Source organism: Pantoea sp. USMM079 (assembly GCF_037153115.1).
Lineage (GTDB): Bacteria > Pseudomonadota > Gammaproteobacteria > Enterobacterales > Enterobacteriaceae > Pantoea > Pantoea communis.
Window position 1 is genome coordinate 131,864 of record NZ_JBBCKX010000007.1, and the last position, 14,311, is coordinate 146,174.

The following is a 14,311-nucleotide window of genomic DNA, read 5'->3' on the forward strand; positions in this document are numbered from 1 at the left end:
AGGTGCAGATCATGGACTTCTTCAGCACACAAAATATTTTGGTTCACATTCCTATTGGCGTGGGTGGCTACGACCTGTCATGGATCGAGGCGGTGGGCACCCTTGCGGGTCTGCTGTGTATCTGGCTCGCTAGCCAGGAGAAGATCATCAACTACTTCTTCGGGCTGATTAACGTCACGCTGTTTGCGGTGATCTTCTTCCAGATTCAGCTGTATGCCAGTTTACTGCTGCAACTGTTCTTCTTCGTCGCCAATGTTTACGGCTGGTACGCGTGGAGTCGTCAGAACACCGCCAATGAAGCCGCACTGAAGATTCGCTGGTTGCCGTTGCCGAAGGCGCTTGGCTGGGGCGCGGCGTGCGTCATCGCCATTGCGCTGATGACGCTGTATATCGATCCGGTGTTCGCGTTTCTGACCAAAATCGCCGTCGGTATCATGCAGAGTCTCGGCCTGAACGTGACGATGCCACAACTGCAGCCGGATGCCTTCCCGTTCTGGGATTCCTGCATGATGGTGCTGTCGATTGTGGCGATGATTCTGATGACGCGGAAATACGTCGAGAACTGGCTACTATGGGTGGTGATCAACGTGATTAGTGTGATGATCTTTGCCCGTCAGGGCGTGTATGCAATGTCGCTGGAATACGCGATTCTGACGTTGATCGCGCTTAACGGTTCCCGCTTGTGGATGCAAAGTGCGCGCGAACACGGGTCGCGCGCGCTGTCGAATCAGTGATGGTGATGGGCGTGACCATCCAGCGTGAGATGTTCATGTGAGTGATGATGCGAGCTCTGCTCCGCGCAGAGTTCGCAATCATGACCGGTACAAGGCTGATACTCCATCTGCACCGTGGCATGCGCAATCTGATAGTGCTTGTGCAGATACTGATGAATACGCACCAGCAGCCCGTCGTGATCGTAAGGTGGGATCACCTGCACATGTAATGTCAGCACCGGCTTCTCTCCCACCTGCCACACATGCACATGATGCACATTGCGCACTTCCGCGATGTTGCGTGTCAGCTCGCGTGCCAGTTTATCCACGTTAATCCCGCTCGGCGCGCCCTCCAGTAGCTCATGCAGACTTTCCCGCAGCAACGACCACGCGCTGCGTACCACCAATAGCGAAACCAGCAGTGAGAGAATCGGATCGATCGGTGTCCAGCCGGTCAGCATGATAATGATAGCGGCAACAATCGCGCCAACGGAGCCGAGCAGATCGCCCAGCACATGCAGCGCCGCCGCACGTACGTTGAGATTTTTTTCTTCACTGCCACGATGTAACAGCCAGAAAGAGAGCAGATTAGCCAGCAAACCGGCAATCGCAATCCCCAACATTAATCCGCCAGCAACCGGCTGAGGTTGATAGAAACGGCGCAGCGCTTCCCAGACAATCAGTGCCGTAATCACCAGCAGCGCGATGGCATTCACAAAGGCGGCAAGTGTGGTGAGGCGCAGTAAGCCAAAGGTGTGGCGGGCGCTGGGTTTGCGCTGAGCAAACTGCACGGCCAGCAGCGCCATCAACAGCGCGGCGGCGTCAGTGAGCATATGTCCGGCATCCGCCAGCAGCGCCAGCGAACCCGATACCACGCCACCAATCACTTCGGCAATCATAAACAGCGCGGTGACGCCAAACGCCGCCGCCAGACGCGTACGATTGCTGTTATGCGCGCCGTGAGAATGAGTGTGTGCCATAACTTTCCAGTTGTTCCAGTAACCTGTTCGTTAATGATATCAGTAAATTGAGGGCATCATCGTCCAGACGCTGCTGTTTTGCCTGATCGGTGAGCTGCTGACAACGTTCGGCCATCTCATCCATGCCGAGCAACAGCCAGCTGCCTTTCATGCGATGGGCGGCACGCTCGACAGCGGCCCAGTCATGCTCGACGCTGGCCGCCAGTAGCGCATCGCGATCCTGCTGCAGCGTGCGTTGCAGTGTCTGGCAAATGCGCGGGATAAAGGCCTCATTGTGCTGGGCCAGAATCATTAAACTGTCGGGCAGTTGTCGGAGAGGATCGCGCACCGTGCGTGTCAGCAGAGCCGCGAGATCATCCAGCTCAATCGGTTTCAACAACAGCGCTTCGTCTTCTTGCAACGCTACCTTGAGCAGTTGCACGTCGGCGGAGCAGAGTACGCGCAGTGCTGGTTTGCTGCGTCGCTGCTGGCGGCGGCGTAAGATGCGCAGCAGTGTTAATCCATCCGGGCGTGGCATCATCTGGTCAATCAACAGCACATCAAACGGCTGAAGCGCATCGGCGCGCAACAGGCTACGCCCCTCTTCGAACACCTGCGCCGTGATAGCGAATCGAGCCAGCTGCTGCTGCAAGACCAACAGATTGGTGGGATGGTCATCAACAATCGCCACCCGCAGATGCGGGTAGCGCGGCCAGGCAGCATGGCGTTCGGTGGGCGCATCCTCACAGAGGTCGAGCGGCAATATCACCTTCACTGTGGTGCCTTGTTCTGGCGCAGAAGTCAGCGTTAACTGGCCGCCCATACGTTGCACGATCTCGCGGCAGATAAACAAACCCAGCCCGCTACCCTGCACCGCATGGCTTTTGCCCGACGGTGCCTGATACCAGGGTTCAAACAGCTGCGCTTGTTCGCTGAGTGGAATACCGCTGCCGCTGTCGGCGACCGTTAACTGAATCTGATCGGTGACGGCGAGCGACAGCCTGACTTCACCCTGGCGCGTGAACTTCAGCGCGTTGGCCACCAGATTGTTCACCACCTGCTGCAGGCGATCGCCATCCAGCATCACGCGCGTCGGCAAGGGCGTGAGCGCCTCAACCAACAATATCGGACCGGATTCGCGCATCAAAGGGTGATAGAACTGCAGCTGTTGCTGCAGCCAATCTGCCAGATGGAGCGGATGCGGTGCCAGGCGAAAACTCTGATTCTCAATGCGTGCATGGTCTTGCAGATCGTTCAGCAGCGCCATCAGCGAGCGCGCACTGCTGTGCATCAGTGTCAAACGCTCGCTAGGATGCTGCTGCTGTTCGAGTTCCAGCAGGCCGAGAATCGCCTGCATTGGCGTGCGCAATTCGTGGCTGGCAGTGGCAAGGAACTGGCTTTTGGCGGCGTTAGCGCGCTCTGCTTGTTCACGCTGCAGGCGATCGCGCCGCTGTTGCAGGTAGCGGCGCAGCAGCAGCACTAACAGCAGCAAAATGATCATCCCGGCCGCCATCAAAATCATCAGCGGCACATTACGCATCGCCATGGTGGTGCCGGGTTGGGGCGGCTGCGACCAGTTAATGCGCATCTGATTGAGCGTATCCGCTGGGATTTGCTGCAGTGCATGATCCAGCAACCCCTGGAGTTGCGGCTGATCCTGGCTTACCTGAGGTGCCAGCGGCCAGGCAACATCGCTGGCGGCAAAGGCTAAATGGACACGATTATCCGCGTGGCTGGCCATGCGCCAGCGTGCAGACAGCACATTATCCACCAGTGCATCAATCTGACCGCTGTTCAGGGCTTGCCAGAGCTGCGCACGGTCATCGAACAATTGGGGCGTGATGTTCTCAGGCAGCAGCCGTTGCGCCAGATCGGCGCGCAGTACGCCCACTCGCTGATGTTGCAGGAATTGCCAGCTCATCGGCTGCTGCGTATTAAGCGTGTAAATTCCCCAAATCGCGCGCCACACTGGCAATGTGTTGCTGCTGGTATCGTCGCCGTTCAGGGGTTGTAGCAAATTCAGCATCACCTGATGTTGCTGCATCAGCGTCTGCGCCTGTTGGGGATTGCTCACCCAGCGCGGTGTGAAACGCAGTCCGGTGCTTTGGCTTAGCGCATTAAGCAGATCAATACCAAAGCCGCGAGCATTGCCGTTGCCATCGCGGTAGCTCCAGGGTGCATTATCCACTTCTGCGGCATAAGGAATCTCGCTCTGTGCGGACAGCCATTGCTTCTCAGCAGCCGACAGCATCAGCGTTTGCGTATCCTGATAACGCAGCAACGGCGGGCTCCAGCGCTGCTGTACGCGATTACTGAACTCCGCGGGCAGCAGGCGCAGCTGGGTGTTGAGCCAGTGAATCAGTGTGGGATCGCGCGCCAGTGCGCGTAGCGACAGTTCACCGGCGCCGGGATCGGCGGTGATCTGGTAAATCTGCCCCTGTTGCAGCTGATTAAGCAGAAAGCCGGCGCTGGTTTCATCCGCCACCAGATAGTCACTCTGCTGATTGAGCAGCGCATAAAGCGCCTGTAAATCGCCTGGCAGGCTGTGCCAGCGATGGTTTTGCACAAACGCATCAGGCAGTTGTGCCAGTGTGGCTTGCGCGATGGTGAGCTGGGCATTTTCGCTATTGAACATCACCGCGCGTTGATTATCACGATTGCGGTAAATGCGGATCGGGCTGTTAACCCAGCTGTCGCTGACCAGGATGTTTTCCGGCAGCTGTGCATGTTCGTTGCTCAATACGAAATCGACCTCACCGCGCTCCAGTGCCGCCAGCTGCTGCGAACGATCGGCGTAACTTTGCAGGCTAAAGCGCGTGCCAGTGAGTTGGCTCAGTGCACTAAGGTAATCGGCATCAATTCCCCAGATACGATCGCCAATGCGCATTGCCCAGGGCGCGCTGTTTTGCGCCGGGACGGCAACGCGTAAGGTGGGTTGCGGCCATGGCTCGACATGCGGTGCGGGCATCATGGCGGGGAGCATCACGCTGCTGGCGGGCTGTAAGTCGGCGCGAGCCGTTAAGCTGATCAACAGCAGACACAGCCACAGAATGACTTTCACTGTTGGGCTTTCCACAATTCAGCCAGCTCTACCACCGACTGCACGCCGGTTTTCTCCAAAATGTTTTTCTTGTGGGTGCTGACGGTTTTATTGCTGATATGCAGCTGCTCGCCAATCTGCAAATTAGACAGCCCGCGCACCAGCAGTGCGACGATTTGCTGCTCTTTCTCGGTGAGCGGCAGCTCGATACGCTCGGGCAGCGGCGGAAAAGCTTGCTGCCCGCCGAGCACCGCCAGAATCGCACTCAGCAATTGCGCCATGCTCTGGCTTTTTACCACATAGCCCGCCGCACCAAGCGACACGGCACTCAGCAAGGTGTGGCGACTCTGCTGTGCGGAATAGATTAACACCGGGCAATTTTGATCGCGGGCGCGCAGACGGCGCAATAATTCGAGGCCATCGCTATCCGGCAAGCCGATATCGAGCACGATGAGATCAAATTGATGCTGCTGTAAAAGCTGGCGCGCTTCAGCTTCAGTCGCGGCGGCGTGCAGTTTTACCGGGATAGGGGAGTGAACACAGGCCGCTTCCAGAGCGACTTCAACTAACGGATGGTCATCAATAAGCAGCAGTGAAGCCATGAAACAGTTCCTCTGAATTTCATGGTTTTAGCATAGCGGAAAAGCAGGTGCGGAAATACAAAGGGAGAGCCGAAGCTCTCCCTTTGCGTGACTAAAAAAAGATTACTGTGAAGTGCCGTCAGTTTTCTTGTTGACGTCTCCACCACCTTCCTTCGTTTCAACTTTTTTATTTACATCCGGGCATTTACCATCTTTACACATGGTATTTTTGTGAACTTCTTCAGCGGACATATTGCTGGAATCAGTGCCGGAAGTCGCCGCACTGTTAGTATTAGTGCTACCGTTATTGATTTTGCTGTTATCAACATTATTCGGTGGCAGATTCTGTTTAGCGCCACCTGCAGCCGCGCCAGCTTCCGCTGAGGCATTCGCTTCACCATTATTATTCGCTGCAGCCATTGCTGCACCGCTGCCCAGGGTCATCGCTGCCGTCAGAAAGATAATTGCAAACTTATTCATCATTATGCTCCTTTAATCGATGGAGAGTTGCCGTCAAACACCACTGGTGCTGAGTGACGAAAATAACGTACCGTGACGGAATATAATTCCATCGTTAACGCTTCGCTTAAAAATTAAATATCGCAAGAACCTCATTCCTCAGTGCTTACGTTTAAAAAGCTTAGTTCATGAGCGTATAAATGCAAATTTCACAGAAGCATTTACGCGAGCGTGGAATTTACACTCGCAGCCTGAAGGGATACATTTAACGGGTTGCGCCCGGCGTACGCGGGGCCAGAAATTTGAATGGAATTATGTATGGATTATCAGAACGACGATTTACGCATCAGAGAAATCAAAGAATTATTACCGCCTGTTGCTTTGCTCGAAAAATTCCCCGCTACCGATAAAGCTGCTGAAACCGTTGCTCAGGCACGTCAGGCGATTCACCGCATTCTGCACGGTCAGGACGATCGTCTGCTGGTGGTGATCGGTCCTTGCTCAATCCACGATACCGAAGCTGCTAAAGAGTACGCGAGCCGTCTGCTGACGCTGCGTGACGAGCTGAAAGGCGAGCTGGAAGTGGTCATGCGTGTTTATTTCGAAAAACCGCGTACCACGGTGGGCTGGAAAGGGCTGATCAATGATCCGTTTATGGATGGCAGCTTCCAGATCAACGATGGCCTGCGACTGGCGCGTAAGCTGCTGGTGGACATCAACGACATTGGTCTGCCAGCGGCAGGTGAGTTCCTGGATATGATCACCCCGCAGTACATGGCGGATTTGATGAGCTGGGGCGCGATTGGTGCGCGTACCACCGAATCCCAGGTGCATCGTGAACTCTCTTCCGGTTTATCTTGCCCGGTCGGCTTCAAAAACGGCACCGATGGCACCATCAAAGTGGCCATCGACGCGATTGGTGCCGCCAGCGCGCCGCATTGCTTCCTCTCCGTCACCAAATTCGGTCATTCGGCGATTGTCGAAACCAGCGGTAACGAAGATTGCCATATCATTCTGCGCGGCGGCAAAGAGCCGAACTACAGTGCAGAACACGTGGCAGCGGTGAAAACCGGTCTGGAGAAAGCGGGCTTGCGTCCGCAGGTGATGATCGACTTTAGCCATGCCAACAGCAGCAAGCAGTTCCAGCGTCAGATGGTGGTCGCTGATGATGTGGCGCAGCAGATCGCGGGCGGTGAGCAGGCGATTACTGGCGTGATGATCGAGAGCCATCTGGTGGAAGGGAATCAGAGCCTCGACAGCGGTAAAGAGCTGGTGTACGGCCAGAGCGTCACCGATGCCTGCATCGGCTGGGAAGACACCGAGAAAGCCTTGCGTCAACTGGCGCAGGCGATCAAACAACGCCGCGGCTAATTGCTTAACGCGCAATAAAAAAGGCCAGACTCGCGTCTGGCCTTTTTGTTTTTAAGCCGGGAATTACCTGGCTTTACCCTGGTTAGCCACGGCTGCAGCTTTCGCGGCAATCTCGTCGGCATCACCCAGGTAGTAACGCTTCAGCGGTTTGAAGTTCTCATCGAACTCATACACCAACGGCACGCCAGTTGGGATGTTCAGTTCGAGGATTTCATCTTCGCTCAGGTTATCGAGGTATTTTACCAACGCACGCAGTGAGTTACCGTGTGCTGCAATGATCACTTTCTCACCGCTTTTGATGCGCGGCAGAATGCTTTCATTCCAGTAAGGAATAACACGTTCGATGGTCAGTGCCAGGCTCTCGGTGGTTGGCAGCTGTGCGTCGGTCAGTGATGCGTAACGTGGGTCGTGGCCCGGGAAACGCTCATCCGCACGATCCAGTTCTGGTGGAGTGATGGCAAAGCCACGACGCCACTGTTTTACCTGATCGTCGCCGTATTTGGCGGCGGTTTCAGCTTTATCCAGACCCTGCAGCGCACCGTAGTGACGCTCGTTCAGACGCCAGGTTTTCTCAACCGGCAGCCACGCCTGATCCAGCTCATCCAGCACGTTCCACAGGGTGTGGATGGCGCGTTTCAGCACGGAGGTATAAGCGAAATCAAACACGAAACCTTCTTTCTTCAGCAGCTGACCGGCTGCTTTGGCTTCGGTGCGACCTTTGTCTGACAGATCCACGTCATACCATCCGGTGAAGCGGTTTTCCTGGTTCCACTGGCTTTCGCCGTGTCGCACCAGAACCAGCTTAGTTACGGCCATAGCTTAACTCCTTAATGCTTGATGTTTCGATGATTATAGAAACCGGCTGCGGCCACCTGAAAAGCGGCACACTGATAGCGCCATACCATAGCGGAAAACAACGCACGGCGTAAGCCTGTCGCTAACGCAGTGCGCGTTTTTCATCCGCTGGCTTACTGCGGTGTGAAGCGATAACGCGTCACAGACTGCCAGCGATCGCCGGGTTGCAGCCAGCAATCAGGCTGCGGCCACTCGGTATGGTTGGGCGAATCCGGTAAAAATTCACTCTCCAACGCGATGCCCTGGAAAGCAGTATAGCTGCCCTGTTCACGGGCGCGTGTTCCATCCAGATAGTTGCCGGAGTAGAACTGCAGCGCCGGTGCGGCGGTAAACACGGTCAGCGCCAGCTTGCCATCGGCCGACCACAGTTCGGCGGCGGGCTGAGTGCTGTCGCCAGCGGTGCTGAGCAGAAACGCGTGGTCATAGCCTTTCACCGCTTTTTGATCGTCATCGGCGAGGAAGTCATCCATCACACACTTCGGTTGATTGAAATCGAAGCTGGTGCCGGCCACGGCTTTCAGTGGCGCGTTAGGGATGCCTTCGCTATCGACCGGTAAGTAACGATCTGCGTGCAGTTGTAAGCGATGCTGGCGTGCATCGCCATGATGCGCGTCAAGATTGAAGTAAGCATGGTTGGTGAGGTTCACCGGGCAGGGCTTGTCGGTCTGCGCGTCATAGGTGATCGACAGGCAGTTATCATCGTCAAGATGGTAAATCACTTCGGCAATCAGGTTGCCAGGGAAACCCTGATCGCCATCGGGTGAATCGATACGATAGTGCACTTCGGTCTCGCTCTGGCTGACAATTTGCCAGCGGCGCTTATCGAAGCCTTCCGGTCCGCCGTGCAGTTGATGCGCACCCTGATTAGCGGCCAGCAGCAGATTTAGCGGCTTAAGCTCAGCCGAAGCGATGCGGTTGGCGTAGCGGCCCACCGTCGCGCCCAGGTAAGCATCCTGATGCAGATAGTCCGATGGTGTGGCGCAGCCGAGCAGCGCTTCACGCACGCTGCCATCCTGCATCGGCACGCGCGCGGAGAGCCAGGTCGCGCCCCAATCCATAAAAGTGACCACCATGCCGTTGCGATTGCGCAGCACGGTCATGCGCCACGGTTGCCCGTCTGGCGCATGAGAGTTGACGTCGCTTACCATTGGCCTGCTCCTGCTGACGCTTTGCACACGTAGAAGGTTTCTTTGATGCCGGTCTGCGCTTCGTATTTTTCGGCAACCGCGGCTTTCACCTGATCCACCAGTTCGGTTGGCATCAGTGCCACGATGCAGCCGCCAAAGCCGCCGCCGGTCATACGAACGCCGCCACGCGGACCGAGCTCTGCCTTGACAATCTCCACCAGCTGATCGATAGGCGGCACGGTAATTTCAAAATCATCACGCATTGAGGCGTGGGATTCGGCCATCAGTTCACCCATGCGCTTCAGATCGCCACTGCTCAGCGCATCGGCGGCTTCCAGCGTACGGGCATTTTCGGTGATGACATGGCGCACACGTTTTGCCACCAGCGCATCCAGCTGCGATTCCGACGCGGCAAACTCTTCCAGCGTGACATCGCGCAGCGCCGGTTTGTTGAAGAAGCGTGCACCGGTTTCGCACTGCTCACGGCGGGTGTTGTACTCGCTGCCCACCAGGCTGCGGCGGAAGTTGGAGTTGATGATCACCACCGCGACATCCTCCGGCATCGAGACGGCGCGTGTGCCGAGTGTGCGGCAGTCCAGCAGCATGGCGTGATCGGGCTGACCCAGCGCAGAAATCAGCTGGTCCATGATGCCGCAGTTGCAACCAACGAACTGGTTTTCCGCTTCCTGACCGTTAACCGCAATCGCAGCGCCGTCCAGCTTGAGCTGATAGAGCTGCTGGAACACGGTGCCGACCGCCACTTCCAGTGACGCCGATGAACTCAGGCCCGCACCCTGTGGCACGTTGCCGCTGATCACCAGATCGGCACCGCCAAAGCTGGCATCACGCTTCTGCAGATGTTTCACCACACCGCGCACGTAGTTAGCCCACATCGGCTCTTTTAACGCTTCAATCGGCGCATCCAGCGAGAAGCTGTCTTGTTGATTGTCATAATCAACCGCGACCACGCGCACCTGGCGGTCGTCACGTTTGGCGCAGGCAATCACCGTTTGGTAATCAATGGCGCACGGCAGCACGAAGCCGTCGTTGTAATCGGTGTGCTCACCAATCAGATTCACGCGGCCTGGCGCCTGAATGCTGTGCGTCGGTTGATAGCCAAAGGTGTCAGCGAAAACCTGTTGAGTAGTGGACTTTAATGACATTTATTGTGCCTCGCGGAAATGGATATCGCTGACAGAACGCAGACGTTCTGCTGCCTGTTCCGCCGTTAAATCACGTTGGGTTTCGGCCAGCATTTCGTAGCCAACCATAAATTTGCGCACCGTGGCTGAACGCAGCAGCGGCGGATAGAAGTGGGCATGCAGCTGCCAGTGATCGTTGGCTTCGCCGTTAAAGGGCGCGCCGTGCCAGCCCATCGAGTAGGGGAAGGAGCACTGGAACAGGTTGTCATAGCGGCTGGTGAGCTGCTTGAGCGCCAGCGCCAGATCGCTGCGCTGGGCAGCGGTCAGATCGGTAATGCGTTTGATGTGGGCTTTTGGTAGCAGCAGGGTTTCAAACGGCCACGCGGCCCACCACGGCACCACGGCCAGCCAGTGTTCGGTTTCTACCACGGTGCGGCTGCCATCTTTTAGCTCACGCGCGACGTAATCCACCAGCATCGGCGAACCTTTTTCGTCAAAGTAGCGGCGCTGATTATCATCTTCTTTTTGCGCTTCATTTGGCAGAAAACTGTTGGCCCAGATCTGGCCGTGCGGATGGGGATTTGAGCAACCCATCGCCGCGCCTTTGTTTTCAAACACCTGCACCCATGGATAGTGCTGACCGAGATCGGCGGTCTGCTCTTGCCAGGTGCGCACGATATCTTCCAGTCCGCTGAGCGGCAGTTCCGGCAGCGTTTTACTGTGGTCAGGTGAGAAACAGATCACCCGGCTGGTGCCGCGCGCGCTCTCACAGCGCATCAGCATGTCGTCGCTTTGCGGCGCATCGGGTGTATCGGTCATCAGCGCGGCAAAGTCGTTGGTGAAAACATAGGTGGTTTTATAATCGGGGTTTTTATCCCCGGTGATACGGGTGTTGCCGGCACACAGGAAGCAATCAGGATCATGCGCAGGCAGTTGTTCCAGCGCAGGCGTTTCCTGCGCACCCTGCCACGGACGCTTGGCACGATGCGGTGAGACCAACACCCACTGATCGATCAATGGGTTATAACGGCGATGCGGATGATCAACCGGATTAAATTTTTCCATAACGAGTCCTGGTAAACGGCAAACGGATCAAAATCACTGCGATCAAGGTAGCACAAAGGCCAGCCCCAAAGCGTGATCCAGTCTGGATAAATGGTATCGTTTACACAAGGTGACGATTCTCATTTTGTGGGGTTGTAGCGCGCGTTTGCTGAAATACCAGGCGGGTAAATGGTAGCGGTTACATCGGCTATTCAATGAGGTGCATATCAATGCGCACGCGACAATATAAAAGGGTTTAGCAGAAGACCGGATTGAAGCATAAACATGCCCCTACGACGCAGGGGCGGGGTGGATGACAACGAGGTTAGCGCAAATCATCCTGCTGGAATCCGTATCCTTCATCCTGCTTCACAAAGCTCAGGCGATGAGTAATACACTGCGGCGCATCTTCGGCATGGTGTGAGACAAACAGTAACTGCGTTCGTCCTTCACCAATCAGCACATCAACAAAGCGGCGCACCAGCTGGCGGTTAATTGGATCGAGCCCCTGCAGCGGCTCATCCAGAATGAGCAGGGTAGGATGTTTGACCAGCGCACGCGCAATCAGCACCAGGCGCTGCTGGCCCCATGACAAACCGTGGAACGGCGCATCGGCCAGATGATTGTCCATGCCCAGTAAGGCCAGCCACTGCCGCGCCAGCGCTTTCTGCCGATCCGAAGCGGGTTGATACAAGCCAATTGAATCGAAAAAGCCGGACAGCACCACGGTGCGCACGTTACAGCTGACGCGATAATCGAGATGCAAACTGCTGCTGACGTAACCAATGTGCTGTTTGATGTCCCAAATGGTTTCACCGCTGCCGCGACGGATACCAAACAGGGTTAAGTCGTTGCTGTAGCCTTGCGGATGATCGCCGGTCACCAGACTCAACAGAGTGGATTTACCCGCGCCGTTGGGCCCTACAATTTGCCAGTGCTCGCCGGGATTCACCTGCCAGCTCAGCCCGTCGATCACCGCTTTATCGTTATACGACACCACACCATTACGCAGAACAACACGCGGCGCATCTTCCGCCAGTTGTGGTAACTGATCCGGTGCATCCGCTTCTGGCAACGCCATGCCGTCGAGTTTCTCACTGTGTGCCAGTTGCGCCACCAGTGCTTCTGCCAGTATCGCCTGGCGTTTGCCCACGTGGGTCAGGGTGCACTCGGCCAGCACACCGACCTGTTGCACAAAGTCAGGAATATCGTCAAAGCGGTTGAGCACCAGCACCACGGTAAAGCCATGCTGGTGCAGATCGCTCAGCGTCTCCGCCAGGCTGGCGCGTGAGGCAACATCTAATCCATCGAAAGGCTCATCAAGAATCAACAGATCCGGCTGCGCCATCAGCGCCTGACACAGCAAAGTTTTACGCGTTTCGCCGGTGGAGAGGTATTTGAAGCGACGATCGAGCAGGTAAGTGATACCAAACTGCTGGGCCAGCGCCTGACAGCGCGCCTCATCTTTCACTTCATCCTGAATAATCTGCGCGGCGGTGCGACCGGTATCGTCTTCGCCTTCACTCAGCAGATCGGTGTTGTTGCGTTCCCACTCCTGCGCCACCAGCTTTTGCAACTGCTCCAGCGAGAGGCGCGTGCGACGCTGAAAGTCCTGGGTAACCGCGCCTTTACCCGGCGAGAGTTCACCAGAAAGTGCGCGCGCCAGGGAGGATTTACCGCTGCCGTTGGCGCCGACGAAGGCCCAGCTTTCGCCGCTTTTGAGAGTCAGATCGTTGAGGGACAGTGCTCGGGTGTCGCTAAGGTGAAATATGCCTTGCGAAATTTGCAATGAAGCCATGATTCATTCCGTTTTATGCATCGTGTTACTCAGTTGTAGCGAGCGACGCAGACGAAGTCAAATCATGGCCTGGTTTTCAGAGCAGTGTGGCGATGATGGCGTGTTCCGCATTAAAACTGGCGGTTACGCTGCTGCCAGGCTGCAGATTCTGCTGTTGCACCTGCGCGTTGTTCAGCGTTGCACACAGGGTTTCACCGCTCGGCAATGTCATCAATACTTCGCTCACCTGTTCACCCGGCTCGATGGCGCTGATCGTTACCTGCAATTGATTATCGCTGTTTACCGCATCCCGGCTCACCTGAATCCACGGTGCTTTGATCAGCACCAGCACCTCTTTGCCGCTGTCGAGTTGCAAACGTTCGGCACTGCGTTCGGTGATTGCCACCTGCAAACGCGTGACGCCGTCGGCCAGCTGAACCTCAATGTGCTGCTGCACCTGATGGTGATCGCGCGCCATCACCGTGCCAAATAGCTGATTGCGCGCACTGGTTTGCAGGGAGAAACGCGCAATCGCCGCCAGTAAACTGTCGAGCGGCAGGCTGTCGTTTTGCAGCGCATCAAAAGCTTTCTGCTGGATCTGCTCCATCAGGTGAAACAGCTGAATCAGACGCTCGCCATAGCGTGTCAGCTGCGCACCGCCGCCGCCTTTGCCTCCGGTGGCACGGTCGACTAAGGTTTGATCAGCCATCTGATTCATGTCGTTGATGGCATCCCAGGCACTTTTGTAGCTGATGCCCGCTAATTTAGCGCCCTGGCTGATGGAGCCGGTTTCCTGCACGCGTTTCAGCAGTTCGATGCGACGAGGGTCGGCAAACAGCTTCTGCTGAAGACGAATGTGAAGAGAAAGTTCTGCCTGCATGTCAGCTCCTTAAGTGAGTACGACAAGTGTAAGGCCAAAAGTAAAAGCACGAAAAGGGCAGTGCGTTTTTTTCCCTAACCGTTACAATCACTTTTTTATTTTCTGCGTGAGGTTTCCATGCTGGAACTGCTTAAAAGCCTGGCTGTGGCTGTCATCATGGTGCCAATTGTGATGGCCATTATGCTCGGTCTGATTTACGGCCTGGGTGAAGTGTTCAACGTCATCTCCAAATTTGGCCGCCGCGACGATCGTCCTGCCAACAGCTCGCAACACTGATTTTACAAGCGCCCGCACTCAGCGGGCGTTTTTTCTTTAACTTCCCCTTAATCCTGCCGATATTAAGTTCATGACAGCATTTGTCCC

At 56.1% G+C, this 14,311-nt stretch carries 13 protein-coding genes; 3 read left to right on the top strand and 10 right to left on the bottom strand.

Annotated features, from left to right (window positions below; translation table 11 throughout):
* The first annotated feature begins 11 nt into the window (after positions 1-11).
* Positions 12-734, top strand: a complete 723-nt coding sequence (gene pnuC / locus WFP70_RS12760; RefSeq protein ID WP_182057516.1) for a nicotinamide riboside transporter PnuC — start codon at positions 12-14, stop codon at positions 732-734.
* On the opposite strand, the gene zitB is transcribed toward pnuC, so the two are convergent.
* The 4 genes from zitB to WFP70_RS12780 all read right to left on the bottom strand — a co-directional run bounded on the left by zitB (position 728) and on the right by WFP70_RS12780 (position 5,776).
* Positions 728-1,693: a CDF family zinc transporter ZitB gene (gene zitB / locus WFP70_RS12765; RefSeq protein WP_337023498.1), complete on the bottom strand. Its 966-nt coding sequence runs from the start codon at positions 1,691-1,693 to the stop codon at positions 728-730. The two genes, pnuC and zitB, sit on opposite strands and share 7 nt — an antisense overlap.
* Positions 1,662-4,748, bottom strand: coding sequence for an ATP-binding protein (locus tag WFP70_RS12770; RefSeq protein WP_337023497.1), 3,087 nt, complete (start codon positions 4,746-4,748; stop codon positions 1,662-1,664). The genes zitB and WFP70_RS12770 overlap by 32 nt, the downstream gene beginning before the upstream one ends.
* Entirely contained in the window at positions 4,730-5,314 is a 585-nt protein-coding gene (locus tag WFP70_RS12775; protein WP_337023496.1) for a response regulator transcription factor, read from the bottom strand. Before WFP70_RS12775 ends, WFP70_RS12770 begins: the two co-directional genes overlap by 19 nt.
* A 102-nt stretch (positions 5,315-5,416) precedes the next feature.
* Positions 5,417-5,776 carry a YbgS-like family protein gene (locus WFP70_RS12780; RefSeq protein ID WP_097117403.1) on the bottom strand — a complete coding sequence of 120 codons (360 nt, stop codon included), beginning with the start codon at positions 5,774-5,776 and terminating at the stop codon, positions 5,417-5,419.
* Positions 5,777-6,070: 294 nt separating this feature from the next.
* On the opposite strand from WFP70_RS12780, the gene aroG reads away from it, so the two are divergent.
* A complete protein-coding gene (aroG, locus tag WFP70_RS12785) occupies positions 6,071-7,123 on the top strand; it encodes a 3-deoxy-7-phosphoheptulonate synthase AroG (protein WP_034821187.1) in 1,053 nt (350 codons plus the stop codon).
* A 63-nt stretch (positions 7,124-7,186) separates the two neighbouring features.
* Here the strand turns inward: aroG and gpmA are convergent, their stop codons facing one another.
* From gpmA to modE, 6 genes are all read right to left on the bottom strand, one after another.
* Complete coding sequence (gene gpmA, locus WFP70_RS12790) at positions 7,187-7,939, bottom strand: 2,3-diphosphoglycerate-dependent phosphoglycerate mutase (RefSeq protein WP_160832586.1); 753 nt, start codon at positions 7,937-7,939, stop codon at positions 7,187-7,189.
* 152 nt (positions 7,940-8,091) lie between these two features.
* Positions 8,092-9,126 (bottom strand): galactose-1-epimerase, encoded by a 1,035-nt coding sequence (galM, locus tag WFP70_RS12795; RefSeq protein WP_160832585.1) that lies wholly within the window; start codon positions 9,124-9,126, stop codon positions 8,092-8,094.
* Positions 9,120-10,268, bottom strand: a complete 1,149-nt coding sequence (gene galK, locus WFP70_RS12800; RefSeq protein ID WP_160832584.1) for a galactokinase — start codon at positions 10,266-10,268, stop codon at positions 9,120-9,122. The genes galM and galK overlap by 7 nt, the downstream gene beginning before the upstream one ends.
* Positions 10,269-11,312: a galactose-1-phosphate uridylyltransferase gene (gene galT / locus WFP70_RS12805; RefSeq protein ID WP_034821176.1), complete on the bottom strand. Its 1,044-nt coding sequence runs from the start codon at positions 11,310-11,312 to the stop codon at positions 10,269-10,271.
* Between the two features lie 304 nt (positions 11,313-11,616).
* Complete coding sequence (gene modF, locus WFP70_RS12810) at positions 11,617-13,089, bottom strand: molybdate ABC transporter ATP-binding protein ModF (RefSeq protein ID WP_337023495.1); 1,473 nt, start codon at positions 13,087-13,089, stop codon at positions 11,617-11,619.
* 76 nt (positions 13,090-13,165) lie between these two features.
* On the bottom strand, positions 13,166-13,948 hold the full coding sequence (gene modE, locus WFP70_RS12815; protein ID WP_337023494.1) for a molybdenum-dependent transcriptional regulator: 783 nt from the start codon (positions 13,946-13,948) through the stop codon (positions 13,166-13,168).
* A 117-nt stretch (positions 13,949-14,065) separates the two neighbouring features.
* Here modE and WFP70_RS12820 point away from each other — a divergent pair, with 117 nt between their 5' ends.
* Positions 14,066-14,224 (top strand): AcrZ family multidrug efflux pump-associated protein, encoded by a 159-nt coding sequence (locus WFP70_RS12820; RefSeq protein WP_013508338.1) that lies wholly within the window; start codon positions 14,066-14,068, stop codon positions 14,222-14,224.
* Positions 14,225-14,311: the final 87 nt, after the last annotated feature.

Bases quoted from the DNA above. Each gene is read 5' to 3' on its own strand.
- WFP70_RS12820 (WP_013508338.1), top strand. From the start codon at position 14,066: ATGCTGGAACTGCTTAAAAGCCTGGCTGTGGCTGTCATCATGGTGCCA.
- galT (WP_034821176.1), bottom strand. From the start codon at position 11,312: ATGGAAAAATTTAATCCGGTTGATCATCCGCATCGCCGTTATAACCCA.
- galK (WP_160832584.1), bottom strand. From the start codon at position 10,268: ATGTCATTAAAGTCCACTACTCAACAGGTTTTCGCTGACACCTTTGGC.
- gpmA (WP_160832586.1), bottom strand. From the start codon at position 7,939: ATGGCCGTAACTAAGCTGGTTCTGGTGCGACACGGCGAAAGCCAGTGG.
- WFP70_RS12775 (WP_337023496.1), bottom strand. From the start codon at position 5,314: ATGGCTTCACTGCTGCTTATTGATGACCATCCGTTAGTTGAAGTCGCT.
- modE (WP_337023494.1), bottom strand. From the start codon at position 13,948: ATGCAGGCAGAACTTTCTCTTCACATTCGTCTTCAGCAGAAGCTGTTT.
- galM (WP_160832585.1), bottom strand. From the start codon at position 9,126: ATGGTAAGCGACGTCAACTCTCATGCGCCAGACGGGCAACCGTGGCGC.
- zitB (WP_337023498.1), bottom strand. From the start codon at position 1,693: ATGGCACACACTCATTCTCACGGCGCGCATAACAGCAATCGTACGCGT.
- modF (WP_337023495.1), bottom strand. From the start codon at position 13,089: ATGGCTTCATTGCAAATTTCGCAAGGCATATTTCACCTTAGCGACACC.
- pnuC (WP_182057516.1), top strand. From the start codon at position 12: ATGGACTTCTTCAGCACACAAAATATTTTGGTTCACATTCCTATTGGC.
- WFP70_RS12780 (WP_097117403.1), bottom strand. From the start codon at position 5,776: ATGATGAATAAGTTTGCAATTATCTTTCTGACGGCAGCGATGACCCTG.
- aroG (WP_034821187.1), top strand. From the start codon at position 6,071: ATGGATTATCAGAACGACGATTTACGCATCAGAGAAATCAAAGAATTA.